At 73.9% G+C, this 26419-nt stretch carries 30 protein-coding genes and 2 pseudogenes; 20 read left to right on the forward strand and 12 right to left on the reverse strand.

The features are described from left to right. Positions 1 to 246 precede the first annotated feature (246 nt). From ACE7GA_RS14060 to pcaG, 4 genes are all read left to right on the forward strand, one after another. Positions 247 to 1083, forward strand: coding sequence for an alpha/beta fold hydrolase (locus ACE7GA_RS14060; protein ID WP_376087436.1), 837 nt, complete (start codon positions 247 to 249; stop codon positions 1081 to 1083). Positions 1084 to 1391: 308 nt separating this feature from the next. Further along, complete coding sequence (locus ACE7GA_RS14065) at positions 1392 to 2417, forward strand: tripartite tricarboxylate transporter substrate-binding protein (protein WP_376087438.1); 1026 nt, start codon at positions 1392 to 1394, stop codon at positions 2415 to 2417. Between the two features lie 206 nt (positions 2418 to 2623). Continuing rightward, on the forward strand, positions 2624 to 3334 hold the full coding sequence (locus ACE7GA_RS14070) for a protocatechuate 3,4-dioxygenase subunit beta (RefSeq protein ID WP_376087440.1): 711 nt from the start codon (positions 2624 to 2626) through the stop codon (positions 3332 to 3334). 39 nt (positions 3335 to 3373) lie between these two features. Continuing rightward, a complete protein-coding gene (pcaG, locus tag ACE7GA_RS14075; protein ID WP_376087442.1) occupies positions 3374 to 4102 on the forward strand; it encodes a protocatechuate 3,4-dioxygenase subunit alpha in 729 nt (242 codons plus the stop codon). A gap of 72 nt (positions 4103 to 4174) precedes the next feature. Here the strand turns inward: pcaG and ACE7GA_RS14080 are convergent, their stop codons facing one another. Then, complete coding sequence (locus ACE7GA_RS14080) at positions 4175 to 4948, reverse strand: SDR family NAD(P)-dependent oxidoreductase (RefSeq protein WP_376087444.1); 774 nt, start codon at positions 4946 to 4948, stop codon at positions 4175 to 4177. A gap of 94 nt (positions 4949 to 5042) precedes the next feature. Here ACE7GA_RS14080 and ACE7GA_RS14085 point away from each other — a divergent pair, with 94 nt between their 5' ends. Continuing rightward, positions 5043 to 5537 carry a TetR/AcrR family transcriptional regulator gene (locus ACE7GA_RS14085; protein WP_376087446.1) on the forward strand — a complete coding sequence of 165 codons (495 nt, stop codon included), beginning with the start codon at positions 5043 to 5045 and terminating at the stop codon, positions 5535 to 5537. A gap of 8 nt (positions 5538 to 5545) precedes the next feature. Here the strand turns inward: ACE7GA_RS14085 and ACE7GA_RS14090 are convergent, their stop codons facing one another. Beyond that, on the reverse strand, positions 5546 to 6001 hold the full coding sequence (locus tag ACE7GA_RS14090; RefSeq protein ID WP_376087448.1) for a MarR family winged helix-turn-helix transcriptional regulator: 456 nt from the start codon (positions 5999 to 6001) through the stop codon (positions 5546 to 5548). A gap of 290 nt (positions 6002 to 6291) precedes the next feature. Further along, on the reverse strand, positions 6292 to 7443 hold the full coding sequence (locus ACE7GA_RS14095; protein WP_376087450.1) for an Acg family FMN-binding oxidoreductase: 1152 nt from the start codon (positions 7441 to 7443) through the stop codon (positions 6292 to 6294). A 321-nt stretch (positions 7444 to 7764) separates the two neighbouring features. Between ACE7GA_RS14095 and ACE7GA_RS14100 the strand changes: the two genes are divergently transcribed. Further along, positions 7765 to 8256 carry a DUF3429 domain-containing protein gene (locus tag ACE7GA_RS14100; RefSeq protein ID WP_376087452.1) on the forward strand — a complete coding sequence of 164 codons (492 nt, stop codon included), beginning with the start codon at positions 7765 to 7767 and terminating at the stop codon, positions 8254 to 8256. A 178-nt stretch (positions 8257 to 8434) separates the two neighbouring features. Here the strand turns inward: ACE7GA_RS14100 and ACE7GA_RS14105 are convergent, their stop codons facing one another. Continuing rightward, on the reverse strand, positions 8435 to 8623 hold the full coding sequence (locus ACE7GA_RS14105) for a hypothetical protein (protein ID WP_376087454.1): 189 nt from the start codon (positions 8621 to 8623) through the stop codon (positions 8435 to 8437). Positions 8624 to 8866: 243 nt separating this feature from the next. Here ACE7GA_RS14105 and ACE7GA_RS14110 point away from each other — a divergent pair, with 243 nt between their 5' ends. Further along, on the forward strand, positions 8867 to 9313 hold the full coding sequence (locus ACE7GA_RS14110) for a hypothetical protein (protein ID WP_376087456.1): 447 nt from the start codon (positions 8867 to 8869) through the stop codon (positions 9311 to 9313). 156 nt (positions 9314 to 9469) lie between these two features. Here ACE7GA_RS14110 and ACE7GA_RS14115 read toward each other — a convergent pair whose 3' ends face one another. Together ACE7GA_RS14115 and ACE7GA_RS14120 are read right to left on the reverse strand one after the other, a co-directional pair. Next, positions 9470 to 9910 (reverse strand): LysR substrate-binding domain-containing protein, encoded by a 441-nt coding sequence (locus ACE7GA_RS14115; RefSeq protein ID WP_376100277.1) that lies wholly within the window; start codon positions 9908 to 9910, stop codon positions 9470 to 9472. Beyond that, positions 9829 to 10560 (reverse strand): annotated as a pseudogene (locus tag ACE7GA_RS14120) (LysR substrate-binding domain-containing protein); the annotation flags it as partial. The gene ACE7GA_RS14115 and the pseudogene ACE7GA_RS14120, both read right to left, overlap by 82 nt. On the opposite strand from ACE7GA_RS14120, the gene ACE7GA_RS14125 reads away from it, so the two are divergent. The 7 genes and pseudogenes from ACE7GA_RS14125 (at position 10541) to ACE7GA_RS14155 (ending at position 15415) form a co-directional block, all read left to right on the forward strand. Beyond that, positions 10541 to 10939: a RidA family protein gene (locus tag ACE7GA_RS14125; protein ID WP_376087458.1), complete on the forward strand. Its 399-nt coding sequence runs from the start codon at positions 10541 to 10543 to the stop codon at positions 10937 to 10939. The pseudogene ACE7GA_RS14120 and the gene ACE7GA_RS14125 sit on opposite strands and share 20 nt — an antisense overlap. A 70-nt stretch (positions 10940 to 11009) precedes the next feature. Then, a complete protein-coding gene (locus tag ACE7GA_RS14130) occupies positions 11010 to 11369 on the forward strand; it encodes a hypothetical protein (protein WP_376087460.1) in 360 nt (119 codons plus the stop codon). 463 nt (positions 11370 to 11832) lie between these two features. Continuing rightward, positions 11833 to 12480 carry a transposase gene (locus ACE7GA_RS14135; RefSeq protein WP_376087462.1) on the forward strand — a complete coding sequence of 216 codons (648 nt, stop codon included), beginning with the start codon at positions 11833 to 11835 and terminating at the stop codon, positions 12478 to 12480. Between the two features lie 80 nt (positions 12481 to 12560). Then, on the forward strand, positions 12561 to 14006 hold the full coding sequence (locus ACE7GA_RS14140; RefSeq protein ID WP_376087464.1) for an esterase-like activity of phytase family protein: 1446 nt from the start codon (positions 12561 to 12563) through the stop codon (positions 14004 to 14006). Between the two features lie 257 nt (positions 14007 to 14263). Then, positions 14264 to 14650, forward strand: a pseudogene (locus tag ACE7GA_RS14145) (amidase family protein); the annotation flags it as partial. 430 nt (positions 14651 to 15080) lie between these two features. Beyond that, entirely contained in the window at positions 15081 to 15206 is a 126-nt protein-coding gene (locus tag ACE7GA_RS14150; protein ID WP_376100571.1) for a hypothetical protein, read from the forward strand. A 65-nt stretch (positions 15207 to 15271) separates the two neighbouring features. Next, positions 15272 to 15415: a hypothetical protein gene (locus ACE7GA_RS14155; protein ID WP_376100573.1), complete on the forward strand. Its 144-nt coding sequence runs from the start codon at positions 15272 to 15274 to the stop codon at positions 15413 to 15415. 89 nt (positions 15416 to 15504) lie between these two features. Here the strand turns inward: ACE7GA_RS14155 and ACE7GA_RS14160 are convergent, their stop codons facing one another. The 3 genes from ACE7GA_RS14160 to ACE7GA_RS14170 all read right to left on the reverse strand — a co-directional run bounded on the left by ACE7GA_RS14160 (position 15505) and on the right by ACE7GA_RS14170 (position 18413). Then, positions 15505 to 16059, reverse strand: a complete 555-nt coding sequence (locus tag ACE7GA_RS14160) for a mannonate dehydratase (protein ID WP_376087466.1) — start codon at positions 16057 to 16059, stop codon at positions 15505 to 15507. Beyond that, positions 16032 to 16580 carry a hypothetical protein gene (locus tag ACE7GA_RS14165; RefSeq protein WP_376087468.1) on the reverse strand — a complete coding sequence of 183 codons (549 nt, stop codon included), beginning with the start codon at positions 16578 to 16580 and terminating at the stop codon, positions 16032 to 16034. The genes ACE7GA_RS14160 and ACE7GA_RS14165 overlap by 28 nt, the downstream gene beginning before the upstream one ends. Before the next feature lie 174 nt (positions 16581 to 16754). Then, positions 16755 to 18413, reverse strand: a complete 1659-nt coding sequence (locus tag ACE7GA_RS14170; RefSeq protein WP_376087470.1) for an IclR family transcriptional regulator C-terminal domain-containing protein — start codon at positions 18411 to 18413, stop codon at positions 16755 to 16757. Positions 18414 to 18519: 106 nt separating this feature from the next. Between ACE7GA_RS14170 and ACE7GA_RS14175 the strand changes: the two genes are divergently transcribed. Together ACE7GA_RS14175 and ACE7GA_RS14180 are read left to right on the forward strand one after the other, a co-directional pair. Continuing rightward, positions 18520 to 19308, forward strand: coding sequence for a ribonuclease activity regulator RraA (locus ACE7GA_RS14175; protein ID WP_376087472.1), 789 nt, complete (start codon positions 18520 to 18522; stop codon positions 19306 to 19308). A 5-nt stretch (positions 19309 to 19313) separates the two neighbouring features. Next, complete coding sequence (locus tag ACE7GA_RS14180) at positions 19314 to 19766, forward strand: nuclear transport factor 2 family protein (protein WP_376087473.1); 453 nt, start codon at positions 19314 to 19316, stop codon at positions 19764 to 19766. On the opposite strand, the gene ACE7GA_RS14185 is transcribed toward ACE7GA_RS14180, so the two are convergent. Next, positions 19767 to 20645 carry a hypothetical protein gene (locus tag ACE7GA_RS14185; protein WP_376087474.1) on the reverse strand — a complete coding sequence of 293 codons (879 nt, stop codon included), beginning with the start codon at positions 20643 to 20645 and terminating at the stop codon, positions 19767 to 19769. A 125-nt stretch (positions 20646 to 20770) separates the two neighbouring features. On the opposite strand from ACE7GA_RS14185, the gene ACE7GA_RS14190 reads away from it, so the two are divergent. The 4 genes from ACE7GA_RS14190 to ACE7GA_RS14205 all read left to right on the forward strand — a co-directional run bounded on the left by ACE7GA_RS14190 (position 20771) and on the right by ACE7GA_RS14205 (position 24415). Next, positions 20771 to 21583 (forward strand): NAD-dependent epimerase/dehydratase family protein, encoded by an 813-nt coding sequence (locus tag ACE7GA_RS14190; RefSeq protein ID WP_376087476.1) that lies wholly within the window; start codon positions 20771 to 20773, stop codon positions 21581 to 21583. Beyond that, positions 21580 to 22677, forward strand: a complete 1098-nt coding sequence (locus ACE7GA_RS14195) for a mandelate racemase/muconate lactonizing enzyme family protein (protein WP_376087478.1) — start codon at positions 21580 to 21582, stop codon at positions 22675 to 22677. The genes ACE7GA_RS14190 and ACE7GA_RS14195 overlap by 4 nt, the downstream gene beginning before the upstream one ends. Positions 22678 to 22679: 2 nt before the next feature. Beyond that, a complete protein-coding gene (locus tag ACE7GA_RS14200) occupies positions 22680 to 23705 on the forward strand; it encodes a Gfo/Idh/MocA family protein (protein WP_376087480.1) in 1026 nt (341 codons plus the stop codon). Between the two features lie 110 nt (positions 23706 to 23815). Then, a complete protein-coding gene (locus tag ACE7GA_RS14205; RefSeq protein ID WP_376087482.1) occupies positions 23816 to 24415 on the forward strand; it encodes an ABC transporter substrate-binding protein in 600 nt (199 codons plus the stop codon). On the opposite strand, the gene ACE7GA_RS14210 is transcribed toward ACE7GA_RS14205, so the two are convergent. Continuing rightward, on the reverse strand, positions 24303 to 25361 hold the full coding sequence (locus ACE7GA_RS14210) for a VacJ family lipoprotein (protein ID WP_376087484.1): 1059 nt from the start codon (positions 25359 to 25361) through the stop codon (positions 24303 to 24305). The two genes, ACE7GA_RS14205 and ACE7GA_RS14210, sit on opposite strands and share 113 nt — an antisense overlap. Positions 25362 to 25392: 31 nt before the next feature. Next, the gene (locus ACE7GA_RS14215) at positions 25393 to 26205 is read right to left on the reverse strand and encodes an MMPL family transporter (RefSeq protein WP_376100279.1); all 813 of its coding nucleotides are present in this window, start codon (positions 26203 to 26205) and stop codon (positions 25393 to 25395) included. Between the last annotated feature and the right edge of the window lie 214 nt (positions 26206 to 26419).

Below are 26419 nucleotides of genomic sequence, written 5' to 3' on the forward strand. Positions count from 1 at the left end.
GCCGTCCGTCGCTGGCCCGCCCCATGCCGATCCGCGCCTCACCAATCCGCCCCACCTCCCTCGCCCCACCTCCCTCGCCACGCCGCCCGCGCGGGCGGCCAGGATCGCCTCCCGCCCCGACGCGACGGTCGCGCTGAAACGCAACCTTCGGTTGACCTCCGGCCGAGCCTCCGCCCTCATCCGACCTTGAGCGCGACCCGCGCCGGGGGACGCCGCCCGCGCCTCCTAGGAAGGAGGGACATCCCCATGCCATTCGTCACCACCCCCGATGGCGTCGAGATCTTCTACAAGGACTGGGGCCCGCACGACGCGCCGGCCATCGCCTTCCACCACGGCTGGCCGCTCTCCGCCGACGACTGGGACACGCAGATGCTCTTCTTCCTCGCGAAGGGCTTCCGCGTCGTCGCGCATGACCGCCGCGGCCACGGCCGGTCCGCGCAGGTCTGGGACGGCCACACGATGGACCACTACGCCGCCGACGCCGCCGCGGTGATGCGGCACCTCGACCTGCGCGGCGCCGTCCATGTCGGCCATTCGACCGGCGGCGGGGAGGTCGCCCGCTACGTCGCCCGCTTCGGGGAGCCGGACGGCCGCGTCGCCAAGGCCGTCCTCGTCAGCGCCGTCCCGCCCCTCATGCTGCGCACCGAATCCAACCCGGGCGGCCTGCCGATCGAGGTCTTCGACGGCTTCCGCAAGGCCGTCGCCGACAACCGCGCCCAGGCCTTCCGCGACGTCGCCGCCGGCCCCTTCTACGGCTTCAACCGCCCCGGCGCGGCGACGCAGGAAGGCGTGGTCCAGAACTGGTGGCGCCAGGGCATGATGGGCAGCGCCAAGGCCCATTACGACGGCATCGCCGCCTTCTCCGAAACCGACCAGACCGAGGATCTGCGCGCCATCGGCGTCCCCACCCTCGTCCTGCACGGGGAGGACGACCAGATCGTCCCGATCGACGCCAGCGCCCGCCGCTCCATCGGCTTCCTGCGCCACGGCACGCTCAAGACCTATCCCGGCCTGCCCCACGGGATGCTCACCACCCACCCCGACACCCTCAACGCCGACATCCTCGCCTTCATCCAGGCCTGACCGGCCGGCGATCAGCCCACATCCCCGGGGCCGCCGCTGGCGACGGCGGCGGCCCCGGGCCGCGCAGGACCGCCGTCCCCCCCGGTGCACCGCAACCCGCGCGCCGGATGTGGACGCCGAACGACGATGGCTGACGCGGCCGCCCGACGCGGCCGACCACTCCCAACGTCCGACGCGCCGCCCGCCCAAAAGGTCATAAACCCGGCCCATTGACCGCCCGCGGCGCCCCGCGCACCCTCCGCGCCGGCGTGCTATGCCCGCCGACGAGGCGCCGAACGCGCCCGCGCCACGACGGGAGGAACACGCCCATGCACCCGATCGCCCCAACCCCCAGTCCCACCCCGACCCTCGCCCGCCGCGACGCCCTCGCGCTCACCACGGCGCTCACGACCGCCTTCGGCGCGGCCCTCGCCTCCGCCCCCGCGCAAGCCCAGGCCCCCTCCGGCCGCACCACCCGCGTCCTCGTCGGCTTCCCGCCCGGCGGCACCTCCGACAGCGTCTCCCGCCTCTACACGGAGCGCCTGCGTGCCACGAACGGCGGCGTCGTCGAGAACCGCCCCGGCGCCGGCGGCCGCCTCGCGCTCGAGGCCCTGAAGGCCGCCGTCCCCGACGGCAACACCATGTGCTTCACGCCGGCCTCGATGCTGACGATCTACCCCCATCTCTACACGCGCACCCTCCGCTACGACCCCGTCGCCGACTTCGTGGCCGTCACCCCCACCTGCGTCTTCCCCTTCGCCCTCGCGGTGAAGGCGAACCACCCCGCGCGCACGCTGCCCGACTTCATCACCTGGTCCCGCGCGCAGAACGGCGGCATCAACTGGGCCTCGCCCGTGCCCGGCTCCATGCCGCATTTCATCGGCACCGAACTCGCCCGCAAGACCGGCCTGACGATGACCCACGTCCCCTATCGCGGCTCCGCCCCCGCGGTGCAGGACCTGCTCGCCGGCACCATCCCGATGGTCCTCCTGCCGCTCGGCGAGCTCACCGCCTTCCACCGCTCCGGCGACGTCCGCATCGTCGGCGTCACCTCGCCGGAGCGCATGCCCCGCCTCGACGACGTCCCGACCTTCGCCGAAGCCGGCCACGCCGACCTGACGCATGAGGAATGGTACGGCGCGTTCCTCCCCGCCCGCACGCCGGAACCGGTGGTCGCCCAGCTCCACGCCGCCCTCGCCGCCGCCGCCGCCTCGCCCGAAGTCCGCGAGGTCCTGACCCGGATCGACATGGCCCCGCTCACCCTCGCCCCCGCCGCCTTCGCCGAGCGCATGCGCCGCGAGCTCGCCGCCTGGGCCCCCATCGTCCAGGCCTCCGGCTTCCGCCCCGACGACTGACCCCTCCCGCTCGACCTGCCCGACCGAGGGTCCGGCCAAGGACCCGCCCGACCTGCCCGCCCGACCTGCCCGCCCGACCCGCTCGAACGACGTCCCGGACCCCACGTCCGACCGGGATCACAGACCGACCGGTCGGGACGCCGCCCGCGGGCCCCGGCCACCCCGTGGGGCGGCGACCCGCCCCGACCGCCGCGCGGAGGACCCCGATGACTCTCGACGCCCCCGACCGCTTCGACCCGTTGCCCGCGGGCCTGGACCCGGCCGTCCCGGTCCCCGGCTACCCCAACACCTGGACCCACACGCCGTCCCAGCCCGCCATTCGCCGACCGACGACGCGCACGGAAGCGACCGGCCCGCTCGACCTCTGGCGCAAACTCCCCCCGGATTCCGGCGACCTCGCCCGCCTCACGCCCGGCCGCATCGCCCAGGGCCAACTCATCCACGTTGCCGGACGCATCCTCGACGAGGACTCCCGCCCCGTCCCCGGCGCCGTCGTCGAACTCTGGCAGGCCAATGCTGCGGGCCGCTACTTCCACCCGATCGACCAGCGGGACGCCCCGCTCGACCCCGACTTCGTCGGCAACGGCCGCGTCCGCACGGATGGGGAGGGCCGCTACGCCTTCTTCACGATCAAGCCCGGCGCCTACCCCGTCCCCGTGCCCGACACCTGGTGGCGCCCGCCGCACATCCACTTCTCCGTCCTCGGCCCGTCATCCCTCTCGCGGCTCGTCACGCAGATGTACTTCCCCGGCGACCCGATGAACGGCTGGGACCGCATCCTGAACTCCATGCCCGACGAGTCCTCGCGCCGCCGCCTGATCTCCACCCAGCTCCACCCCGCCGAGGTCGGCACCACCCACCTTGCCTTCGCCTTCGACATCGTCCTCCGCGGCCGCCACGCGACGCCCCCCGCCTGACTCCCCATGCCTGACGCCCCGCCCGCCGCGATCCCACCGATGACCGACGCCCCGCCCCGGCCCGCCGCCGCACATCCCGACACCGCCCCAACGCCGGACGCCCCGACGCCGGACGCCGCGTCGCCCTCCGGCGCGCCCCGGACCGGGGCCGCCCCCGCCCGCCCGAACGCCTCCATCCTCCCCACCGCCCAACAGACGATCGGCCCCTTCTTCCCCGCCACCTTCTTCCGCGACGGCGACAACGACCTCACGCGCCTCACCCCCGACGCTCCGCCCACCACCCGGGGCACCCGCATCGTCCTGCACGGCATCGTCACGCGCGAAGGCGGCGCGCCCTGCGTCAACGCCATTCTCGAAGCCTGGCAGGCCGACGCCGGGGGCCGCTTCAACCACCCCCTCGACCCGGCCCGGCACCTCGCCGATCCCGACTTCCTCGGATGGGGCCGCGCCTGGACCGACACCGAGGGCCGCTACGCCTTCCACACGATCCTCCCCGGCCCCTATGCCGAGGCCGGGATCCGCCGCGCCCCGCACGTCAACCTGACCGTCATGGGCGCCGGCCTCATGCGCCGCGTCCGCACCGTCGCGTTCTTCCCGATGTTCGGGCCCGAGAACGCCGACGACCCCATCCTCACCCTCGTCCCCGAATCCCGCCGCCCCCACCTCATCACGACCCCAGACGGCGAAGCCGAGGGCCACCCCGCCTACCGCCTCGACATCCGCCTCCGCGGCCCCGCCGAGGAGGAGACCCCGCACTTCGAGGACTGACCGCCCCGCGCCCCGACCGCCCCGCACCCGATCGCCTCGCACTGCGTCACGGCCTCGGCGCGGGACCGACCCTCAGTGCCGCCCGGCCATGACGCCGCCGTCCACCGGCACCACGACGCCCGTCACCCACGCCGCCGCGTCGGAGGCGAGGAACAGCAGCACCTCCGCCACGTCGCCCGGCTGCCCGATCCGCCCGAGCGGGTGGAACGCGTCGAAGGTCGGCAGCGTCGCCCGGACCTCTTCCTCGCTCAGGAAGGTCCGATAGACCGGCGTCTCGACCACCGCCGGCGCGACCGCGTTCACGCGGATGCCGTCGGCCGCCAGCTCGATCGCGAGGTTCCGCACCATCGCGTGCACGCCCGCATTGGCCGCCGAATAGGCCGCCGAGGGCGTCGCCCCCACCGCCTGCAGCGCCCACATCGACCCCGTCTGCACGATGACGCCGCCGCGCCCGCCCTCCCGCATCGCGCGCGCCGCCGCCTGCGCCGCGAAGAACTTCCCCTTCAGGATCGTGTCGAGGAACCAGTCGTACTCGCCCTCCTCCAGGTCGAGGAACGGCTTGGGCCGGAACACACCGGCATTGTTGAACAGGGCATCGAGGCCGCCGAAGCGCCGGACGGCCGCCTCTACCAGGCCGCGTCCGACCGCCGGGTCCGCGATGTCGCCGGCATGTGTCGCGACCCGCTCCCCGGTCCCGTCGATCTCGCGCGCCGCGGCTTCGAGCTTCGCCGCGTCCCGGCCATTGATCACCACCGAGCCCCCCTCCGCGACGAACCGTCGGGCGACCTCCTTCCCGATCCCCGACCCGCCGCCCGTGACTGCCGCCGTCCTGCCGCTGAAGCGCATCACCCAATCCTATCTATCAGTAGATAGACAGCCTAGCCGCTGGATCGGAGGGCCCGCAAGCCCTACCTATCGCTCGATAGGTGAGGTGTTCGGCGTGGCCACATCGAAGGCGGACGAAATCCTGGACGCGGCCGAGCGCCGGATCCGTGAGGCCGGCTACAACGGCTTCAGCTTCCGCGACCTCGCCGCTGACGTCGGCATCCGCAGCGCCAGCGTGCACCACCACTTCCCGACGAAAGCCGCCCTGGCCGCGGCCGTCGCCCGGCGCTACGCCGACCGCTTCCTCGCCGCGCTGGAGCCCGAGCCGCCCGACCGAATCGTCGCCGCCTGGCGCGCCGCCTTCCGCCACGCCCTCCGCGAGGACGGCCGCATGTGCCTGTGCGGCGTCCTCGGCGCCGAAGCCGGCGCCCTTCCGCCCGAGGTCGCCGCCGAAGCCCGGCGCTTCTTCCAGCGCGGTGCCGAATGCCTCGCCGGCAATACCCCCGACGACGGCCTGCGCATCCTGGCGACCCTCGAAGGCGCCATGCTCGTCGCCCGCACCCTCGGGGATCCTGACGCCTTCGACCGCGCCACCGCCACCCTCGCCTGACGCGGCCGTCAGTCCTCCCGCGCGCGCGCCTGATCCAGCCTCTGCCGCACCGCCCGCAGCGCCAGCACCAGCCCCCGAGCCTCCTCCTCGCTCGGCGCCGCCCCGCTCTCCCGCAGCACCCGCACCGCAGACTCCACCGCAGCCTCCCGCCGCGCCCGCCCGGCTTCCGTCAGCCAGACCCGCTTCCCCCGCCCGTCCCGCGGATCGGGTTCGACCCGCACGAAGCCCCGCGCCTCCAGCCGCGCCACCGTGTTCGTCAGCGCCCCCTTCGCGAGCTGGAACGCCCGCGCCATCCGCGCCGGATTGGCCCCGTCCCCCACGCGCACCAGATGGTTCAGCACGACGAAGTGCGGCAGCAGCAGCCCGTCCTCCTGCGCCCCCTCGAAGAGGTTGCGCGCCAGCTGCTCGATGATCCCCACCTCATTGAGCAGCGCGAAGAAGGGATGGTCGTCCGGACGGGTCACCCCGCCCCTATAGCCCGCCAGCGCCGCTCCGCGCTGCGGCTCGCGGTCGTGCGGCCTGCTTTGGAGGGCGGGCGCTGCCCTCCCTCCAAACCTGCCACCCACCAGGAGGCCCGCCTCCCGGTCCTCGGTCTTCGGGGGATGCCCTTGGGGTAAGGGGTGGTCGCCGCGCGGCGGCCACCCCTTACCCCAAGGGCGTTCAATGGAACGGGGGCCGGGGGACAAGTCCCCTGGCGGATGGCGGTCCGGAGGGAGGTCGCGCCTTCCTCCGGGGCCACCCGCGCACCCCCGCGTCACGCCGCCCGGATCCGCGTCGCCGCCGGCCACCGAGGCGTGGGCGCGGGCGCCGGTCCCGCGACGTATCCCAGCCGCGCCAGCATCTGCACCCGCGCCCCACCGGTCGCCCCGAGCATCCGGTGCGCCTCCTCGAACGGCCCCCGCATCGCCGGGAACTCCTGCAAGGCCTGGCTCATCGGATGCACGCCGAGCCCCAGCCCCGTCGCCGCCAGGTTCACCCGCAGCCAGGCCCGCCCTGCCGCCAGCGCATCCGCCGCCGTCCCCCCCGCCGTGTTCATCCACACGCAGGCCGGCGTCGTCTCGATCATCGCCCGGTACCGCTCGAGATACGGCCCGAAGGCCGGCGCCGAGGGCGACTCCACGGCCCGCCGGGACAACTGCCCGCTCGCCACGGCCTCCTCGATCCCCGGCCCCCACATCGCGATCCCGTCCGGATTCGCCGCCACCGCCGCCCGCCCGAACCGCATGAGACGCACGGATTCCCCATGCGTCTCCGCATCCGTCGCCTCGATCAGCCCGGACCGCATCATCAGGTCGCGCAGGGCCGCGACCCGCCCCGGCTCCTCCGTCCCGTCGCAGGCCACCTCCGTCCCCGCCGCCGCCCGCAGCGCCGCGATCGCCGCCGCCCCGACCGGCCGCGCCATGTCGTAGGGCCGCTTCGCCGACCGCCGCGCGAGAGCATGGGCGAACAGCGGATCCGCCTCCGCGCGCCCGGCCACCCGCACCACCCGCGCCACGGGCCGCGCATCCAGCCGCCCGCCCGGCACCCCCTCCGGGAACCGCTGCACCTCCACCGCGATGCCCTCTCCCGCCGCAGCCATCCGGAACAGCTCGAGGAAGCACCCCAGCCCGATCGTCACCTGCCGGTCATAGGGGTCCGTCACGGGCAGCAGCCGAGCGAGGTCCACCCGCAGCACCGCCGCATCGGCCCCCTCCAGCTCGACGATCCAGGGCTGCCGGTTGTGCGGATTGGGCGCCAGCACCGCCCAGGACGCCGCCCGCACCCGCCAGTCCGGATGCGAGGCGGCCCGCGGCGCCTCCTCCCACGGCCCGACGGGATTCCCCGCCTCCGCCGCCACGAGCCGCCGCCCCGCCAGGGCGAGGGAAAGGCCGCCAGCGGCGGCCAGGACGAAACGACGCGAGGCCATCGGCCTTCTCCTAATGTTCAACGCTGAACCAAATAGTAAAACGTTGAACCGAATGCAAGCCATAACTTCCACCCCGGAACGCTGACCCCGGAACGCCCCCTGCAGAACGCTCGGCCCAGAACGCTCGGCCCAGAACGCTCGGCCCAGAACGCTCGGCCCAGAACGCTCGGCCCAGAACGCTCGCCCCGGAACGCTCGCCCCGGAACGCTCGCCCCGGAACGCTCGCCCCGGAACCGCAGCGCCAGGAACCGCTACACCAGGAACGGCCACCCCCACCCCCCCACCCTTGCGCCGGACCGCCATCCGCCCACCCTCCCGCCCATGCCCGACTCGCCCCGCCGCCCGTCACCCGCCCCCTCCGGCGCACGGCCCGACGACACCCTCCCGGCCCCCGCCCGCATCCTCGGCCCCGCCGGACTCATCCCCTTCGCCGCCCTCTGCGTGGCCGCGCTCGTCTGGCCGGAATGGCGCTTCGCCGCCCTCGTCCTCCTCGTCACCTACGGCGCCCTCATCGCCTCCTTCCTCGGCGGCGTTCATTGGGGCCTCGCCCTCCGCCCCCGCCCCGGCGAGGAATGGGCCGCCTGGCCCCGCCTCGCCCTCGGCGTCCTCCCCTCCCTCATCGCCTGGGCCGCCCTCTTCCTCCTCCCCCGCGCCGGAAGCCTCGTCGCGATCGCCGCCCTCCTCCTCGCCACCGCCGGCATCGAGACCCTCGCCACCCGCCGCGGCCTCATGCCCCCCGCCTACCTCCGCCTGCGCTGGTTCCTCAGCGGCGGCGCCGCCGGCTTCCTGCTGCTCGCCGCGACCGTGGCCTGAACCCGTCGTCCGAACCCCTCGCCCGAACCCGTCGCCCGAACACGGCCGCCCCGGCGAACCCGCACGAACCCTCGCCGCCTACCCACCGCCACCGTCGCCGAAACCAGGCCGCCCCACGCACCACCCCGCGACCCCTTGGCCCGCGACCCCTTGGCCCGCGACCCCTTGGCCGCCGACGTCACGCCCCCGTCCGCCGCTCCATCTCCGCCACCGCCGCCTCTAGCCGCTCGGCAATCCGCAGCAGCTCCGCCCGCTCCTCGAATCCCCCATGCCGCGCCGCCCGGCGCGTCCCCCGCGCGAGCTCCCGCAGCCGCTCCTCCGCCGTCCAGCCCGCCTCTTCCGCCACCATCCCCATGCCCCGGCGCACCCGTCCTCAAAATGCGATGATCGCGGCGGACCCAGACTGCGGACCGCAACGCGGCGCCGCCCGGCCCCTGTTGTGAGGGAACGCCGACCCACGCCAAAAGGCTCCCATGCCCTCCCGAGCCCTCGCGGCCCTCCTCCTCGCCCCCCTCCTCCTCGCGTCCCCCCGGCCCTCGCCCAAGGCGCCACCCCGCGCGGCGGCCAGCCCACCCCCCAGAACGGCGCCCAGAACGGCGCCCCGCCGGGCATGACCCGCCACGGCAACTGGCTGGAAGGCCGCGTCACCGGCGGCGGACGGGACGGCTGCATCGCCGGCACCGGCGCCCAGGGCCAGGGAAGCTTCCAGGCCACGATCGGCCGCACCCCCGATGCCGGCGTCATCCTCATCATCGCCGTCCGCGCCGAGCGCGCGAACTTCACCGCCGACGCCCCCATCCGCTTCGCCGTGGACGACCGCACCTTCGAGTTCCCCGGCCAGGCCAACCCCGGCGGCAGCCCCGCCATGCTCATCGCCGCGAACACCGAGGAGGAGGCACGCCGCCTCTCCGACCTTCTCGTCGCGATGCAGCGGGGGAGGGAGGTCCGCATCACCCCCGGCACCGCCCGCCCGATCACCCTGTCCCTGACCGGCGCCTCGCCCGCCCTGAACGGCATGCGCGCCTGCGCCCGCCGCGCGGGAATGATGCCCGGCTGACCCGCGACGGCCGGCCCGCCACGCCTCCCGCCGCCGCCGGCGCGCCGCCGTCCCGACCGCCCCTCCGGCGCGCACCCATCCGTCGCCCTCGGCCCGGACCTTCCGCCGAACCGTCGCCGCGACGGGCCCGGGGCGCCCGGCCCTCCCGCCGGGCCCTTACCCCGACAGGCCCGGCCCCGCCGCGCCCCCGCGGCGCCAAGGCGGCACCGGCACGAAGTCCCGCGCGAGCCAATCCACGAAGACCCGCGTCTTGGCCGGCACCAGCCGCCCCGGCGGCAGCACCACCTGCACCGCGCCCCCGTCGCCGAACGTCCAATCCGGCAGCACCCGCACGAGCCGCCCCTCCGCCAGCTCCGGCCCGACCTCCCAGTCCGAGGCCGGCAGGATCCCCGCCCCCGCGAGACAGGCCACGAGCAGCCCCTCCCCCTCGTCCGAGACGATCGAGCCCGACACGCGCTGCACCACGCTCCGCGCGCCGTTCCGCAGCTTCCAGCCCCCCGGAACCCATCCTTCGGGTAGCGAAGGCAGTCGTGCCCCTCCAGCTCCTCCGGCCGCGCCGGCACCCCCCGCCGCGCGAGGTAGTCCGGCGCGGCGCAGAGGATCACCCCGAAATCCGCGAGGTGCCGCACGACGAGGCTGCTATCCGCCATGCCCCCGATCCGCACCGCCGCGTCGAACCCCTCCGCCACGAGGTCCACGAAACGGTCGCCATGCAGCAGCTCCAGCCGCACCCCCGGATAGGCGGCGACGAAGCCCGGCAGCCGCGGCGCGACCCAGCGCCGGGCATAGGTCGCCGGCAGGCTCACGCGCAGCAGCCCCCGCGGCGCCGCGGCTCCCTCGGCCGCCTCGGCGTCCGCCGCCGACAGCTCCGCCAGGACCGTCCGGACGCGGGTGAGGTAGGCGACGCCTGCCTCCGTCGGCGCGACCCGCCGCGTCGTGCGGGACAGCAGCCTGACGCCGAGCCGCGCCTCCAGCGCGTCGATCCGCCGCGAGACGACGGACGGATCGCGGCCGAGCACCCGCGCCGCGGCCGAGATGCCGCCGTGCTCGATCACCGCGACGAAGGCGTCGATCTGCTCCAGCCGCGACCGGGCCCGTTCCTGCATCCGTCCTTGCATCCGCTGCACGGGTGATTTGCCGACCGCCCGGATTATACCCCGCGGGCACCGGGAATATCTCCAACCCGCCGACGGAAGACCACCCCCCGCCAAGGCCGGAGACCCCCCGATGCCCGCACGCCAAGCCATCCTCCCCGCCGTCCCGCACGCGCTCTACGAGCGGCACCGCTACTCCGCCGCGATCCGCTCCGGCGACCTCCTCTTCGTCTCCGGCCAGGTCGGCAGCCGCGAGGACGGCACCCCCGAGCCGGACTATGAGGCCCAGGTCCGGCTCGCCTTCGACAACCTCGCCGCGGTGCTCGCCGCCGCCGGCTGCACCTTCGCCGACGTCGTGGATGTCACGAGCTTCCACACCCACCCCGCCTCGCAGTTCGAGACTTTCCTGGCGGTGCGGGAGGGCGTGCTCGGCGCGCCGCCCTACCCGGCCTGGACGGCCGTCGGCGTGACCTGGCTCGCCGGCTTCGACGCCGAGATCAAGGTCGTCGCCCGCATCCCGGACGGTGCCTGACGCCCGGCCCGTCCACCTCCCCGAAGCGGGCGCCGCCCGCCCACCCCCAGCCCCCGCAAGGAACACACCCATGAAGGTCCAGGTTCTCTCCCCCGCCGACGCGCCCTTCGAGCGCTCTCCCGGACAGGACGCTGACATCTCCGTCGCCAACCTCGTGGACGAACGCCACGGCGGCCCGGTCACGGTCGGCTACGGCCGCTACGGCCCCGGCCAGGCCCTGCGTGAGACCATGGCCGTGGACGACGTGATGGTCGTCCTGGACGGCGCGCTCACCATCACCTCGGACGGCACTGCCAGGACCGCGACGCCCGGCGACATCGTCCACATGCCGAAAGGCGAGACGGTGGAGATCCGCGCCCACGACGGCGGCGCCCTGACCGCCTACGTCACTTGGCCGCACTGGCGGCCCGCCCACGCCGCCGGCGGCTGACGTGGCCCGACGCGACCGGGGCCGGCGGGGCGGCAACCGCCCCCGCGCGGCCCTGGCCGCGTCTGCCCGGGCAAGGATTCCGCTCCTGCCCCGCCGCGGCACGGAGGCGCCGAGCCCCGGCTTCGCACACGCGCCGCTCCGTCCATCCGGCGGTTCGAGGCGGCGTCCCGCCGGCATCGCCCGCCCGTCTCACCAACCGTACGCCGGGCAGCGGATCGAGATGTGGCCCGAAGCATTCCGCACGCCCCCACCACGGGAACCGCGACGCTCGCCCGTCCGGTCCAGGGAAGCAGCCCCTGCCCACCCGTCCCGGCCATGCCCGCCTGGACACTCATCCCAGGGGAGCCGCCCGGCGCGCCGATACCAGCCACGTCCCACTCGTCCCAACTTTACAAGGAAAAGATTGACAATAAAGTCCACATTCCTATAAGGTCAGCCCACCAACCGCCGGAGGACCGCGCCCATGCCCGCCATCCCCCTCCGCCCCGCGGGCGCTCCCTTCACCCCACCCCGCCCCTGGTCCCCCCTCTCCGACACCGAATGGGGCGCCCTCCTGCCCTACGTCTGGCGCCGCGCCCCGCAAGGCCGGCAGGTCGGCGACCTCCGGGCGCGGATGGACGCGATCTTCCACATGGCCTGCCGCGGCTATGGCATCCCCTGGCGCGAGGTCCCCGACGTCTACGGCAAGCCCGACACCGTCTCCCGCTTCTTCCGCCGCCTCACCCATGGCGGCCTCTGGCACGCCCTCCTCGAGAGCCTCGCCTGGCCCGAACTCTCACCGGATCACCCGCTCCGCATCGAGCACTTCATCGTCCGCGCCTGCCGCCGCGCCGCGCGTCTCGGAGGCTTGCGTCTCTTGTTCCTGATCAAGCGCCTCGGCCTGCAATCCGCCCTCCCGGGCCCCTACTGGCTCCTCCCCGACCAGCTTTTGTCCGAAGCCGTGCGAACGATGGGAATGGCGTTCGGCAAGGACTGGCAGCAACGCCCCGGCGAGCGCGACCGCGACTGGCGCGCCCGCCTCCGCGACACGATCACCACCCTCAAGCGCCTCCACCGCATGGCCGCGGGACGCCGCACCATCCACCCGTCGCTCCGCCGCAACTGGCCGTGACACGCGCCCGTCACGCCACCGACCCGCCACCGCAACACGCCCCGGCTACGCCCCCGCCCGTCCAAGGGGGACCTGACCGCATGCGCAATATCCTGCTCGCCGCCGCGGCGACGCTCGCCATCACCGCCGCCCTCACGCCGGCCGACGCCCAGACGAGCGCCCAGACGAGCGCCCCAACCAGCGCCCAGCCCGCCGCCCAGCCCGCCACCGCGGCCGAAACCCGCTTCGAGGCCGAACTCGCCGGCCACGCCATCCTCCCCGCCGCGACCTTCGCCCAGCCCCCCGCCGACGCCCCGGCGGACTTCCGGATCTCCGGCCGCTGGACCGGCCCCGGCAACCTCCGCGTGGACGCCCCGGAATCCCTCCCGGGCACCACGGGCCCCGCGCCGAACGGCCGCCCGACGGGCCTCGCCACGCCCTTCCGCGGCCAGCCCGTCCAGGGCTTCTCCGGCATCAAGCCCGTCGCCGGCGAGCCCGGCGCCTACTGGGTCGTCACCGACAACGGCTTCGGCAACCGCCGCAACTCCGGCGACGCCATGCTGATGTTCCACAAGGTCCGCCCCGACTTCGCCACGGGCCAGGTCACCGTCGAGCGTACGATCTTCCTTTCCGACCCCGACCGCCGCGTCCCCTTCCGCATCGCGACCGAGGGCACCGAGCGCCGCTACCTCACCGGTGCCGACTTCGACCTCGAATCCATCCAGCCCGTCGCAGGCGGATTCTGGTTCGGCGACGAGTTCGGCCCCCACCTCATTGAGACCGACGCCGAGGGCCGCGTCCGCCGCGTGATCGAGACGACGCTGGACGGCCAGCCCCTCCGCTCCCCCGACCACCACTCCCTCCAGGTCCCCGCGACCCCCACCGCCGGCGTCCCCTTCCGCGCCCGTCGCTCCGGCGGCTACGAGGGCATGGCCCTCTCCCCCGACGGCCGCACCCTCTACGCCCTCCTCGAGCAGCCCCTCTACGCCCCCAACTCCGACCAGCCGGAGGGCGCCTTCCTCCGCATCCTCGAATTCTCCACCGAGCGCGGGGCCTGGACCGGCCGCTCCCTCCGCTTCCGCCTCTCCCAGGGCGCGACCGCCATCGGCGACTTCAACATGATCGACGACCGCCGCGCCCTCATCATCGAGCGCGACAACGGCGAGGGCGACCCGTCGCTGGCCTGCGCGCAAGGCCAGACGCCGCCGGCCTGCTTCCACGACCCCGCCCGCCTCAAGCGCGTCGTCCTCGTGGACCTTGGCGCGGAGGAGGACGGCTTCGTCCGCCGCATCGGCCACATCGACCTCATGGCCATCCGCGACCCCCGCAACCTCGCCCGCCAGCGCGGCGACCGCGCCGCCAACGCCCCCGCCAACGTCCTCACCTTCCCCTTCTTCACCATCGAGGACGTGGCGATGGTGGACGCGGACCACATCATCGTCGCCAACGACAACAACCTCCCCTTCTCCGCGGGACGCCACCTCACCCGCGCCGACGACAACGAGTTCATCCTCCTCCGCGTCCCCGAGTTCCTCCGTGCCCGCTGACCCGACCCGCCACGCGCACCGACCGGCCCGGCACGGCCCCACCCCGCGCGGCCCCACCCCGCGCGGCCCTAACCCGCGCGGCCGGGACTCACGCGGCCCGGACTCACGCGGCCGGGACTCACGCGGCCTCGCGGCAACCGGCGCCGCGGGCTGACCGGGTGGACTCCACCCCACCCCTCCCGCACCATCCCTCCCCGTCACCGGGGCGGGATGAGGCGATGGACGGAATGACCCAAGCGGATCGCGGCTCGGGGTTCATGCCGGGCACCGAGCCCCGTATCCCCCACGTCCCCGGCCCCCTCGGCGACCTGACCTTCGCTGCGAAGGACCTCTACGACGTCGCCGGCGAGGTCACCGGCTACGGCAACCCGGACTGGGCGCGCACCCACGGCCCCGCCGCGGCCACCGCCGTCGCGGTCCTCGACCTCGCCCAGGCCGGCGCCCGCTACCTCGGCAAGACGAAGACGATGGAGCTCGCCTACGGCCTGACCGGCGAGAACATCCATTTCGGCACTCCCATCAACCCCAAGGCGCCCGAACGCTTCCCCGGCGGCTCCTCCTGCGGCTCGGCCGCCGTCGTCGCCGCGGGCCAGGCCGACATCGCCCTCGGCTCCGACACCGGCGGCTCAGTCCGCATCCCCGCCTCCTACTGCGCATCTACGGCCTCCGCCCGACCCACGGCGCCGTTTCCCTCGTCGGCGCCCGCCCCCTCGCGCCCTCCTTCGACACCGCCGGCTTCTTCGCCGCCCGCGCCGAAATCCTCCGCCGCGCCGGGGAGGTCCTCCTCCCCCCGGCCCAGACGCCCTCGCCGGCCCCCTGCTCCGGGTCGACGAAGCCTGGGCGAACGCACTCCCCGCCGTCGCCGCCGCCCTGGAACCGGCCCTCGCTGCCCTCGAAGCGGAACTCGGCCCCGCCCTCCGGGTCGCGCCCATCCCCGAGGGCCTGCCCGCCCTCTACGAACACTTTCGCTGCGTCCAGGCCGAGGAAGCCTGGGCCTCCCTCGGCGACTGGGTCGCCGCCACGAACCCGCACTTCGGGCCCGGCGTCGGCTCCCGCTTCGAGCAGGCCCGCGCCATGCCCCCCGCCAAGGCCGCCGCTGGCCGTGCCTTCCGCCGCCCCTTCGCCGCCCGCCTCCGCGCCCTCCTCGCCGGAGGCGCCGTCCTGGCCTACCCGACCTCCCCCGCGCCCGCCCCCGGCTGAACGCGACCCCCGACGAACAACAGGCCGTCCGCGAGCGCACCGTCGCCGTCACCGCCATCGCCGGCATGGCCGGCTTGCCCGAACTCTCCATGCCCGCTGCCACCGCGGATGGCGCCCCCGTCGGCCTCTCCCTCGTCGCCGCCCCTGGCCGCGACCGCGCCCTCCTCGCTCTCGCCGAGCGTCTCGCCGCCCGGCTCGGCCTCCCGTGACCCGGCGGGCACGGCCCCCCGCCGCGCCCGCCCCCGCCAAGGCCACCGACCATCCGAACGCCCCGAGGACTCCCCGCCGCGCCCGGGACCTACGCCGCCTGCAACAGCCCCCGCGTGTAGCCCAGAGCGAAGGCGAAGAATCGCTCCCGCCCCGGGTCGAGGTCGCTCAGCGGCACATGGTCCGGGCAGAGGATCCCGTCATAGCCGACCGCCCGGTAGTTCCGGATGCTCTCCGCCATGTCCACGTCGCCCTCGTCCGGGAAGACCTCGTGGAAATCGCAGTAGCCGCCGCGGATGTTGCGGAAATGGACCATGAAGATCCGGCCCCGCGCGCCGAATTCCCGGATCGCCGCCTGCACCGTAGCGTTCGGTGCGGGCGACATCTCGGCCACCGTGCCCTGGCAGAAGTTGAGCCCGTGGCTCCGATTTCCCGGCGCGAGGTCGAGGAAGCGCCGCAGACCGGCGGTGCTGCCGAGCACGTGCTGCACGCCGTTCAACCCGCCCGGAGGATAGGCGGGATCGTGCGGGTGCCCCGCCAGCCGCACGCCCTCCTGCTCCGCGGTGGGCAGCACGGCCTCGACGAAGCGTTCCAGGCATTCCCAGCCCTGCGCCTCCGTCACGCCGGGGATGGTGTTTGCCAGCACCTGCCCGCAGGCCTCCGGCGTGCCGACCGCATTGGCCGGGGCGTCGCTGTCCTCACGGTGGCCGTCGGGGTGCCCCACGCCCCAGTAGGAGAACTGAGCGTCCCGCGCCGGATCGTAATCCGCCGCCCGGAAGGCCGAGCACCGCACGCCGCCGCGCCCTCCACCGTGCCGGTGCGGGTGATGCCGACCATCTGCGCGTTGTATTTCAGCGTCGCGACGCCGCCCGCGGCCGCCGCGCGGATGTCGCGCCGCACGCCTTCCGCCACCACCGCCGCACGCTCCGGCGCGTAGAGGAAGTCCAGCAGGATCGAGCCGAGGTCGAGCGCCATCACCTCGAGCCGCAGCCCGAAGGACTCCACGAAGCGCCGCTGCGCCGCGACCTTCTGCGCGTTCCAGCGCCCGTCCTCGTCGAGCAACTGCAGGTTCGGCCGCGTGTCCACGACGATCGCCTTGGCGCCGAGTTGCGCCGAGAGTCGCAGCCGCGCCTCGGTCGGGTTGATCAGTTGTTCGCCCAGATACATCGCGCGTTCCTCCCCCGGGCGATGTGGCGCGCGGCAGCGACGCGGGACAACGACGATGCGGGAGCAGGCTCCCGAATCATGGGACGGGACTGCGAGGCGAACCCTGCGCGGCGGTCGTCGCGGATCACCGGCCCCCCGGCCGTCGACGGGGCTCCGTCCTGCCGGCTCGGGGCATCAGACGCCTGCTCGCCAATCGGCCGCCGCATCCTTCGTCCCCGTCATACCCGGCGAGAAGGCGAGCAGCCGGCCCGACAGCGGGGCGGAGGCGAGGGTGTCGAGGGGCACGCCCTCCCGCGCCGTCGTCACGTAGAGGGTGGCGAGGTCCAGGCCGCCGAAGCACAGGCCGGTCGGGCCGGGCACCGGCAGCGGCAGCACCTGGTCCACCTCGCCGTCCTCGGCGAGGCGCGCGACGCTCCAGCCGTCGCGCAGCGCGGTCCAGACGCCGCCGGCTGCGTCCACCGCCAACCCGGCGGGACGCCCGCCGCCGGCGGGGAAGCGGGCGAGCAGCAGCGGCGCGGGCCGCCCCTCGTCGAGGCGGTGGATCGTCCCCTCCCGCAGCGCCGAGGCGTAGAGCGTGCCGTCGGGGCCCCAGGCCATGGCGCGCACCTCGCCAGGCAGGCGCCAGACCTGGCGGACATGGCCGTCGGCGGCGACGGGGCCGACGACGCTCCCGCCCTCGGCCTCCGCGCTGCCCCACAGCACGCCGTCGGGCCGGGTGCGCAGCGCGCGGAGATGCGACAGCGCCGGCAGCGTCGCGCGCGACACCACCGTGCCGTCGGGCGCGACGCGCGCGGCCGTCGCGGTCTCGTCCACCACGATGGCGGTGCCGTCGCTTGCGGGGGCGAGGGCGCGCAGGGGGGCGTCCCAGCGGGCGACGCGCCGGTCCTCGCCGCCCGTCGCGATGCGAATTTCGGGGGCCAGGTTGTCGGTCCACCACAGCCGCCCCGATGCCCAGCGCGGCGAGGAGCCGCGGAAGGCCGCGGGGCCCGGTTGCGCGACGGCGGTGGAGTTCGGGGCGCGCGGCGGGGGGCGAAGTCCGGCGCCGATGCGGCGGGCGGCCGCGGCGACTTCAGGCCCCAGGAGTTCGAGGCGTTCCAGCGTCATGCGCCATTTCGGGCCAGCGACGGAGATGGCGCCGTGTACCCGCCCCTCCGCGTCGAGGATGGGGGCGCCGACGCAGCGGACCTCCGGCACGATCTCCTGGTCGTCCGTCGCGTAGCCGCGCGCGGCGACGATCCGCAGTTCCGCGGCGAGGCGGCGGCGGTCGGTGATGGTGTAGGGCGTCAAAGCCTTCATCGGCAGGCGGCGCAGCAGGTCCTCGCGCTCCGCTTCGGGGAGGAAGGCGAGGATGGCCTTGCCCTGTGACGTGCAGTGCAGCGGCTTGGCTTGCCCGAGGCGGGAGGCGGAGCGGACCTCGTGCGCTCCTTCGAACTTGCCGAGGGCTATGACCTCCCGGCCCTGGAGGACGGCGACGTAGGTCGTCTCCCCAGTGATGTCGCGGAGGTGACGGATCTCCGGCGCGGCGACGGCGGGGAGGTCGGGCGCGGCCCAGCTGCCATCGCCGAGGGACCGCGTGACGCCTTGCGCCATTTCCAGCAGGCGGAAGCCGACGGCGTAGACGCGGCGCGACGGGTCCTGGCGCAGCAGGCCGCGGGCCACGAGGGCACCGAGGATGCGGTAGAGCGTCGTGCGGGACAGGCCGAGGCGGATGGCGAGTTCCGCCTGGCCGATGCCGCCGGGGGCGGCGGCGACGGCTTCGAGGACGTCGCAAGCCTTGCCGAGCAGGGCTGCGCCATCGGGGCGGGACGAGTTGAGGGGGGTAACCCGGTCCATGATGTGGGACTGTAGGCACGGCCGGACACCTCGCGAAAGCCCGCGCGCGTTGACCCTCGGCGTTGCGGACGATCACCGTCGCGGCAACGATGGGGAGACGCCGCGCATGGACGCCGGAACGACGGGGGCGGAGATCACGCCCGACCACCTCGCGCGCCTCGCGCGATGCAGCAGCGGGTCCATCACGACGGAGCTGTTCCGTCTGGGCTTCAAGCAGTGCTTCCTCGTCGGGGTTAAGCCGCTGAACCCGGACCTGCCGTCCTTCGCGGGCGAGGCCTACACGATGCGGCTGATCCCCGCGCGCGAGGACAAGGAGACCTACGCGACCCTGACGCCACGGCCGAACCCGGACAACCTGCAATGGGTCGGCGTCGAGGAGATCGGGGCGGGGCAGGTGATGGTGATCGACAGCCGCGACGACGCTCGCGCGGCCTGCATGGGCAATATCCTGATGACGCGGATGATGCGGCGCGGCGTCGCGGGCGTGGTGACCGACGGGTCGTTCCGCGACGGGGCGGAGATCGCGGGGATGACGCTACCGGCCTATTGCAAGGAGGTCGTGGCCTCGACGCGGCTGTCCTTCCATCACGTGGCCGACCTGAACGTGCCCGTCGCCTGCGCGGGTGTCGCCGTTTATCCCGGCGACATCGTGCATGGGGAGCGGGACGGGATCACGGTCATCCCGCGCCAGGCCGCGCTGCAGGTGCTGGAGGCTTGCGAGCGGCGCGATCCGTTGGAAGGATACCTGACGTTGCGGATCGAGGCGGGCGAGTCCCTCTGGGGCGTCTATCCGCCGAACGACCAGACGCGCGCGGATTTCGCGGCCTGGCAGGCGGCGGGTTCGCGGCCGGAGGATGCGCCGCACGTGCGTGCGCCCCGGGCCGCGGTGGAGTGAGGCCGGTGGACCAAAGGGAGGCGATGATCCGCCGCTACTTCGCGGCCTGCAACGCGGGCGACTACGACGCCCTTGTCGCGTGCTTCACGCCGGATGCGGTGCACTACTTCCCGCCCGGATTGCCGGGGGCGCCGTGGCGTGGTGCGGACGCGATCGCGAAGGGGTGGGTGTGGTGCGTCGAGACGCTCGGCAGCCAGTGGACGATCGAGCGCATCCTGCTCGGGCCCGCGGATGGCGGGGCGGAGCGCGTGCCGGAAGCGGTGATCGAGTGGACGCATTGGAAGCGCAAGCAGGGCACGGCCCTGCGCGGGGATGAGTGGTATCGCTTCGACCCGGCGTCTGGGCTGATCACGGAGATCCGGGCGTATTACGCGGCGCCGGCGCAGAAGGGCGTGGCGATCGATGAGCTGCATGACTTCGAATACGCGGGGCGCGGGTACCACCTGGGCCCAGGCTGATCACGCAGTCAGGGCGATTTCGACCGACCCCTCCATCCGCTCTCCGGGTTGCAGCGTCGCGGCGCCGGTGCCGGGGACGCTGCGTACGGCGAGGTTGAAGGCGTCGGCGACGTGGCTCATCGGCTCGAGGCAGAGATACGGGTTGGTCGCGGGGCGGTGGATGACGAGGTGGTCCAGCGGGCCGGAGAGGCGGCGCAGGACCAGGCGCCCACCGCCGGGAAGGCCGGCTTCGGCCAGGCCGTTCCATTCCGAGCGGTAGAGGGTGAGGTCACCCGCCGGCAGCGTGCCGCGGGGTGACGGCGCGGGACGCGACGGACCGGCCAGCCCGTCGGGCGCGAAGGGCCAGTCGAGCGGGGCTTCGGCCGAGATGAGCGCGTCGGGCGCCGTCGTGAAATACGGGTGCAGGCCGATGCCCGCGGGCATGGGCGTGGCGTCGCGGTTCGTCAGGGCGATGGCGATGAACAGGCGATCCGGTGCGGCGAGGTCGAAGCGGAGTTCGCCTTCGAAGTGCCAGGGCCATTCGTCGTCGGCAGGACGGTCGAGGTTTAGGATCGCGGTCGCGGCGTCGTGGGCGTGGGCAGTCCAGATGGCGCGGTGCGCGGGGCCGTGGAGGGTGTGCGGGGCGCCGTCGGGGTGCGGGCGGAGCGTGACGTTCCACGCGTCCAGGCGTGCGTCGCGGATGCGGTTGCCGTAGGGCAGGAGCGGGTAGATGCCGCCCTTCGGCCAGCGCAGGAGTTGCGTCGCATCCTCCGGGAAGGGGGCGAGGACGTCGCGCGCGCCGTGGCCGGCATCCAGGCGAAGGCTCGTCGCGCGTCCGCCGAGACGCGGTGCGAGGCGCAGCGACCCGGTTCCGCGGCGGAGTTCGATGATGTGGGGCATGGCGGCAGGCTGCGGATCGCGTGCTGTTGGGTCAAACCCTGCGTTCCCGCGATCCGGGACGGCGGTGGGTGGGTGGCGTGGACGGTCCGGCGGGTGGCGCCCATCCTGCGCCGTGGAGGAACGCGATGGATCTGCTGATCACCGGCGCGGCCGGCCTCGTCGGCCGTGCTATGCGGCGGGAGTTGCGGCCGTGGTTTCCGCGGATGCGGCTGCTGGACGTCGCACCGGTCAGCGATCCCGCACCGGGTGACGAGGTGATGCAGGGGAGCATCGCCGACCTTTCCGTGGTGTCCGCGGCGATGCGCGGGGTGCGTGGGGTGCTGCACCTCGCGGGCTGTACGACGGAGGCGCCGATCGAGGCGCAGGTCGAGGGGAACGTCGTCGGGGCTTGGAACGTCTTCGAGGCCGCGCGGATCGCGGGGGTGGAGCGGGTGGTGTTCGCGTCGTCGCACCACGTCGTCGGGTACTACCCGCGGCGGCGGCGGATCGGGACGGAGGTGTTGCTGCGGCCGGACAGCCGCTACGGGCTGACGAAGGCGTTCGGGGAGGGCGCGGGGGCGCTTTTCGCGGACAAGCACGGGCTGCGCGTTCTGTGCGTGCGGATCGGCTTCGCGGGGGATGCGCCGGTGGACCGGCGGCGGCTGTCCATCTGGGTGTCGTGGCGGGACCTGGCGCAACTGGTGCGGATCGGGCTGGAGCATCCGTCGCTGCGCTACGCCGTGGTGTACGGCGCGTCGGACAATGCGCGCGGGTTCTTCGACAACCGCGTGGCGTTCGACCTGGGCTACACGCCGAAGGACCGGGCGGAGGATTATGCGGCCGCCGTTCTGGCGGCGACGGAGCCGGAGCCGGAAGACGAGGTCGGGACGATCGTCATGGGCGGGCATTTCGCGAACCTCGACCATCAGGGCGATCCTCGGCGGGTGCTGGAATGGTGAGCGACGCCGTCCCGATCCGGAGCGTCGAGCCGATCGTCCTGCGCATTCCCTTCCGCGACGGCGGGTCGGGGATGGGCATCACGCCGAACCGCTGGGACACGCTGGATATCGTGCTCGTGCGGGTGGAGGCGGAGGACGGGCTCGTCGGCTGGGGCGAGGCCTTTGGGTATGTATGCTGGCGCGCGGTCGCGGCGGCGGTGGCGGACATGGTGGGGCCGCTCGCGGTGGGGCGGGCGATCGCAGATGTTCAGGCGTTCAACCTGGAGGCGCAGCGGAGGCTGCATCTGTTCGGGCGGCACGGGATTACGATCTTCGCGCTGTCGGGGCTGGATATCGCGCTGTGGGACCTGGCGGCGAAGCGACGGGGGGTCGGGCTTGCGTCACTGATAACCGATGCGCCGAGGGTGCGTTTGCCGGCCTATACAAGCCTCGTGCGCTACGGCGATCCGGCGCTCGTCGCGCGCTTCGCGGGGCAAGCGGCGCGCGAAGGGTTCGGCCACGTCAAGCTGCACGAGATCACGCGCGAGACGATCGCGCCGGGGCGGGACGCGATGGGGTCGGGGCCGCGGCTGATGGTGGACGTGAACGGGGCCTGGAACGAGGCGGAGGCCGCGGCGATGATCCCGTTCCTGCGCGACGTGGATACGCTGTGGCTGGAGGAACCGGTGTTTCCGCCGGATGATTTCGCGGCGCTGGCGCGGCTGGGGCGGGCGGGGCTGGCGATCTCGGCCGGGGAGAACGTGACGACGGCGCATGATTTTGCGCGGGTGCTGGATGCGGTGACCTATGCGCAGCCGAGCGTGACGAAGATCGGCGGCGTGTCGGAATTCCTGTCGGTGTTGCGGGATGCGGCGGCGCGGGGACGGACGTTGATGCCGCATTCGCCTTATTTCGGGCCGGGGTACTGGGCCACGCTGCATCTCACCGCGACGTTGCCGGAGGGCGCCTTGATCGAGCATCTCTACGTGGAACCCGAGGCATCCTGCGGGGTGGATGCGCCCTGGCCGGAGGGTGGGGTGCTGCGGCTGCCGGAGGGGGTGGGGATCGGGTTCTCGCCTGATCCGGCCGTCGTCGAGCGGTATCGGGTGCTTTGACGATGGCTCGTCGGGGGATCGCGGTGGTCGGTGCGGGGATGGGCTGGGCGCCGCACGCGCAGTCGTTGAAGGATCTGGCTGATCGGGCCGAGGTGATCGGCGTGTACAGCCGGACGGCGGAGCGGCGGGAGAAGGCGGCGGCGCTCGGGTTTCCGGTAACGGATGATCTGGAAGGGCTGGTGCGGGATCCCCGGGTCTCGGCGGTGATGATCCTGACGCCGCCCGCGGCGCATCTGGAGAACGTGCGGCTCGCGGCCTCGGCGGGAAAGCAGATCCTGCTGGAGAAGCCGCTGGAACTGACGACCGAGCGTGCCGTCGAGGTGGTGCGGATCGCGCGGGGGGCCGGAGTGACACTCGGGACCGTGCTGCATTACCGCACGCGGGCCCATGCGCGGCGTCTGCGGGGGATGATGGCGGGCGGGGCCTTCGGGCGGCTCGTCACCGCGTCCATCGCGGTGCCGTGGTGGCGGACGCAGGGGTATTACGACGAGCTGGGGCGGGGGACGCTGGCGCGGGACGGGGGCGGGGTGCTGATCACGCAGGCGATCCATGCGATCGACCTGTTCCTGACCTTTACGGGGGCGGTGGAAGAGGTGGCGGCGATGGCCGGGACCTCCGTCGCGCATCGGATGGAGACGGAGGACGTGGCGGCGGCGGTGCTGCGTTTTGCCGGCGGGGCAATCGGGTCGCTCTACGCGACGACGGCGCAGCGTCCCGGATTTCCGGAGCGGCTCGACCTCATTTTCGAGCGGGCGACGGCGCGGCTGGATGGGGAGACGCTGGCGCTGTTCCCGGAGGATGGGGCGGAGGAGCATCACGGGTCCTCAGCCGCGCACGGGGGCGGTGCCGATCCGATGGGGTATTCGCATGAGCATCACCGGGCGATCCTGGCGGATTTCCTCGATGCGCTGGACGAGGGGCGGGAGCCCGTGGCGCCGGGGGTGGAGGCCCTGCGGGTGCATCGGCTGATCGATGCGGTGCTGGAATCCTCGGCGACGGGGCGGGTGGTGCGGGTCGTGGCGGATTGACGTGGCGACGCCTGATTCGGGCGGGGCACTGACGCACCGTTCGATGCGGGCGCGCGACGGCGGGACGGGGTAGACAACTCCGGCGCGGGTTCCGTGCTACGCTCGGCCCCATGATCGGACGACGTTCCTTCCTCGCCGCCTCGGTCGCGGCGTTCCCCGTGCTGGCCCGTGCGCAGGACGCGGCGACGGCGGTCGTGGACCGGTTCCACGCGACGCTGCTGGCGGTGATGCGGGATGCGCGGAGCCTCGGCATCAGGGGACGCGAGCAACGGGTGCGCGCGGCGATGACGGAGGCCTTCGACCTGCCGGCGATGGCACGGATCGCGGTGGGGCCGGGCTGGACGGGGTTTTCGCTGGCGCAGCAGGAAGCGGTGGCGACGGCCTTCGCGGACTGGTCCATCGCGACCTATGCGAGCCGGTTCGACGGGTTCTCGGGGGAGAGTTTCTCCACCGGCGGCACGCAGGCGCTGCAGAACGGGGACACGCTGGTGCGGACGACGCTGAACCGGCCGCGGGATGCGGCGGTGTCGTTGAACTACCTGGTCCGCAACACGCCGCGGGGGCTGCGGATCGTGGACGTGTACCTGACCGGGACGATCAGTGAACTGGCGTCCAGACGATCGGAATTCGCAGCGATACTTCGCGACGGGGGGCCTGATCGGCTGGCCGCCGAGCTGCGGCAGCGGACGGCCGGATTGCTGCGCGGGTGACGCGCGGCCGCACGTGCCGGACCGCCATGACGCGGTGGGACGGCGTGCTGCGGGCGGAGAGGCGGTCGCGGCGGGATGTCGCCGGCTCGGCCGCGCGCGGGGCCGGCGCCGCGGCGGCGGGGAGGGTCGCGGGCGGGGCGGTGTCGCCGCCTGGGTCGTCGAGGACGTTGGGGGCGGCTTCGTCCCGCGTACGGCCGAGTTCGGCGTCGCGGCGCTGCTGCCAGACGCTGCGCAGCCGGGCGTAGAAGTCGAGGGAGCCGCTGCGGAGGGTGTCGAGGTTCTCGATGTTCTGCTCGCGCACGTCGAGGCCGTCCACGGCGCCGCGCGCGGCGCTGGCGTAGAAGGGGATGACGTAGCCGATCGGGTTCAGGAAGGCGTCGCCGACGAGGCCGAACGTGTCGCGGACGTTGGAGGGGCCGGCGATGGGGAGCATGAGGTAGGCGCCGTCGTCGAGGCCCCAGGCATGGAGCGTCTGGCCGAAGTCGCCGCTGCGGCGCGCGATGCCGGCGGGGGTCGCGATGTCGAAGATGCCGCCGATCCCGACGGTGGAATTGAGGAAGAGGCGCATCGTCGTGTGGCCCGCGTCGAGGAAGCGGCCCTGGAGCAGGTTGTTCACGAGGACCCGGGGCTCGGTCATGTTGTTGACGACGTTGCGCAGGCCCCGGCGGACAGGTTCGGGAACGGCGGCGCGGTAGCCTTCGGCGACGGGGCGGAGCACGGCGTCGTCCACGGCGAGGTTGAAGTCGAGGACGCCGCGGTTGCTGACCTCCAGCGGGTCGCCGGGCGTGGGCGGTCCGGCTGTGCGCGTGGCGCAGGTCGTGAGGACCAGGAGCAGCGGGAGGGCGGCGGCGCGCCAGGCGGGGCGGGGCATCGTGACGGCAGCGTAGCGCAGCGGTGGCCTGGGTGTCGCGAGGCGGAGGACGGCGCGGCGCCATCCGGGGATCACGGCTTCGGGGGCGCTGATGCGGGTCCGGCGGCTACGCCGCCTCCCGCGGCGGGTTCGCCAGGAGGGCGGGGCGGAAGAGCAGCGTTACCAGCACTTCCCAGCCGAGGGAGATCATAAGCAGGCGGCCCATGCTCGCGGTGCCCGGGTGGCTGGAAAGCCAGAGGGCGCCGAAGGCGGTTGCGGTGGTCATCGCCGAGAAGACGACGGCGCGGGTGAGGCTGGAGGCGAGGAGGCCGGTCTCTCCGTCGCGCCAGGCGATGACGAAGTAGATGTTGAAGGCGACGCCGATGCCGAAGAGCAGCGGCAGGGCGATGATGTTCGCGAAGTTGAGCGGCAGGTCGAGCAGGGCGCAGGTCGCGAAGGTCAGCAGGGCGCTGAGGGCGACGGGGGCCATGGTCAGCGCGACGTCGCGGGCGCGGCGGAGGACGAGGGCAAGCAGCAGCAGGATGGCGGCGGCGGAGAGCAGGCCGGCGGTGACGAAGGCGTGCACAACCATGCCGCCGGCGGCGCGGATGGAGATGGGCGTGCCCGTCGCGTCGGGGGCGACGGACTGGACGGCGGTGGAGAAGCGCTCGAGCGCCGCGGGGTCGGTGGGGTCGCCGGAGGGGAAGACCTGGATGCGGAGGCGTCCGTCGGTCGCTGTCCAGTCGCGGAGGAGGTCGGGGGGAGGTCCGCCGCGGTGACGGCGCGGGCGGAGAGGGCGGTGCGGATGCTGTCCAGCGTCGTGCCGAGGGGGTGGCGATGGCCTCGGCGGCGGTGGCTCTGGTGGCGGCCGTGGCGGTGGCGAGGCGGTCGAGCAGGTTGGCCAGGCGGCGGGCTTCGGAGCCGTCCGGGGCGTCGCCAGCGGCGCGGCGGAGGGCGGGGGCGGTGCGGGTCAGGGCTGCCGTCAGGTCATCGTCGGTGGGTGGGGGGAGGGGGGCGGCAACCTCGAAGGCGGGGAGGAGGAAGGAGGCGGCGTCCTCGATGAAGGCGAGTTTCTCGTCCTGGCGGGTCGGGACGAAGTCGCGGGGGGTGACGGTGCGGGAGACCTCGGGGAGGGCGGCGAGGCGGCGGGCCAG

Source organism: Roseomonas sp. CCTCC AB2023176 (assembly GCF_042259275.1).
Lineage (GTDB): Bacteria > Pseudomonadota > Alphaproteobacteria > Acetobacterales > Acetobacteraceae > Roseomonas.

Bases quoted from the DNA above. Each gene is read 5' to 3' on its own strand.
- ACE7GA_RS14150 (WP_376100571.1), top strand. From the start codon at position 15,081: ATGCCCCCCGCCAAGGCCGCCGCTGGCCGTGCCTTCCGCCGCCCCTTC.
- ACE7GA_RS14100 (WP_376087452.1), top strand. From the start codon at position 7,765: ATGCCCGACTCGCCCCGCCGCCCGTCACCCGCCCCCTCCGGCGCACGG.
- ACE7GA_RS14095 (WP_376087450.1), bottom strand. From the start codon at position 7,443: ATGGCCTCGCGTCGTTTCGTCCTGGCCGCCGCTGGCGGCCTTTCCCTC.
- ACE7GA_RS14155 (WP_376100573.1), top strand. From the start codon at position 15,272: ATGGCCGGCTTGCCCGAACTCTCCATGCCCGCTGCCACCGCGGATGGC.
- ACE7GA_RS14140 (WP_376087464.1), top strand. From the start codon at position 12,561: ATGCGCAATATCCTGCTCGCCGCCGCGGCGACGCTCGCCATCACCGCC.
- ACE7GA_RS14190 (WP_376087476.1), top strand. From the start codon at position 20,771: ATGGATCTGCTGATCACCGGCGCGGCCGGCCTCGTCGGCCGTGCTATG.
- ACE7GA_RS14065 (WP_376087438.1), top strand. From the start codon at position 1,392: ATGCACCCGATCGCCCCAACCCCCAGTCCCACCCCGACCCTCGCCCGC.
- ACE7GA_RS14080 (WP_376087444.1), bottom strand. From the start codon at position 4,948: ATGCGCTTCAGCGGCAGGACGGCGGCAGTCACGGGCGGCGGGTCGGGG.
- ACE7GA_RS14070 (WP_376087440.1), top strand. From the start codon at position 2,624: ATGACTCTCGACGCCCCCGACCGCTTCGACCCGTTGCCCGCGGGCCTG.
- ACE7GA_RS14175 (WP_376087472.1), top strand. From the start codon at position 18,520: ATGGACGCCGGAACGACGGGGGCGGAGATCACGCCCGACCACCTCGCG.
- ACE7GA_RS14135 (WP_376087462.1), top strand. From the start codon at position 11,833: ATGCCCGCCATCCCCCTCCGCCCCGCGGGCGCTCCCTTCACCCCACCC.
- ACE7GA_RS14185 (WP_376087474.1), bottom strand. From the start codon at position 20,645: ATGCCCCACATCATCGAACTCCGCCGCGGAACCGGGTCGCTGCGCCTC.
- ACE7GA_RS14165 (WP_376087468.1), bottom strand. From the start codon at position 16,580: ATGTATCTGGGCGAACAACTGATCAACCCGACCGAGGCGCGGCTGCGA.
- ACE7GA_RS14110 (WP_376087456.1), top strand. From the start codon at position 8,867: ATGACCCGCCACGGCAACTGGCTGGAAGGCCGCGTCACCGGCGGCGGA.
- ACE7GA_RS14060 (WP_376087436.1), top strand. From the start codon at position 247: ATGCCATTCGTCACCACCCCCGATGGCGTCGAGATCTTCTACAAGGAC.
- ACE7GA_RS14130 (WP_376087460.1), top strand. From the start codon at position 11,010: ATGAAGGTCCAGGTTCTCTCCCCCGCCGACGCGCCCTTCGAGCGCTCT.
- ACE7GA_RS14125 (WP_376087458.1), top strand. From the start codon at position 10,541: ATGCCCGCACGCCAAGCCATCCTCCCCGCCGTCCCGCACGCGCTCTAC.
- ACE7GA_RS14170 (WP_376087470.1), bottom strand. From the start codon at position 18,413: ATGGACCGGGTTACCCCCCTCAACTCGTCCCGCCCCGATGGCGCAGCC.
- ACE7GA_RS14200 (WP_376087480.1), top strand. From the start codon at position 22,680: ATGGCTCGTCGGGGGATCGCGGTGGTCGGTGCGGGGATGGGCTGGGCG.
- ACE7GA_RS14205 (WP_376087482.1), top strand. From the start codon at position 23,816: ATGATCGGACGACGTTCCTTCCTCGCCGCCTCGGTCGCGGCGTTCCCC.
- pcaG (WP_376087442.1), top strand. From the start codon at position 3,374: ATGACCGACGCCCCGCCCCGGCCCGCCGCCGCACATCCCGACACCGCC.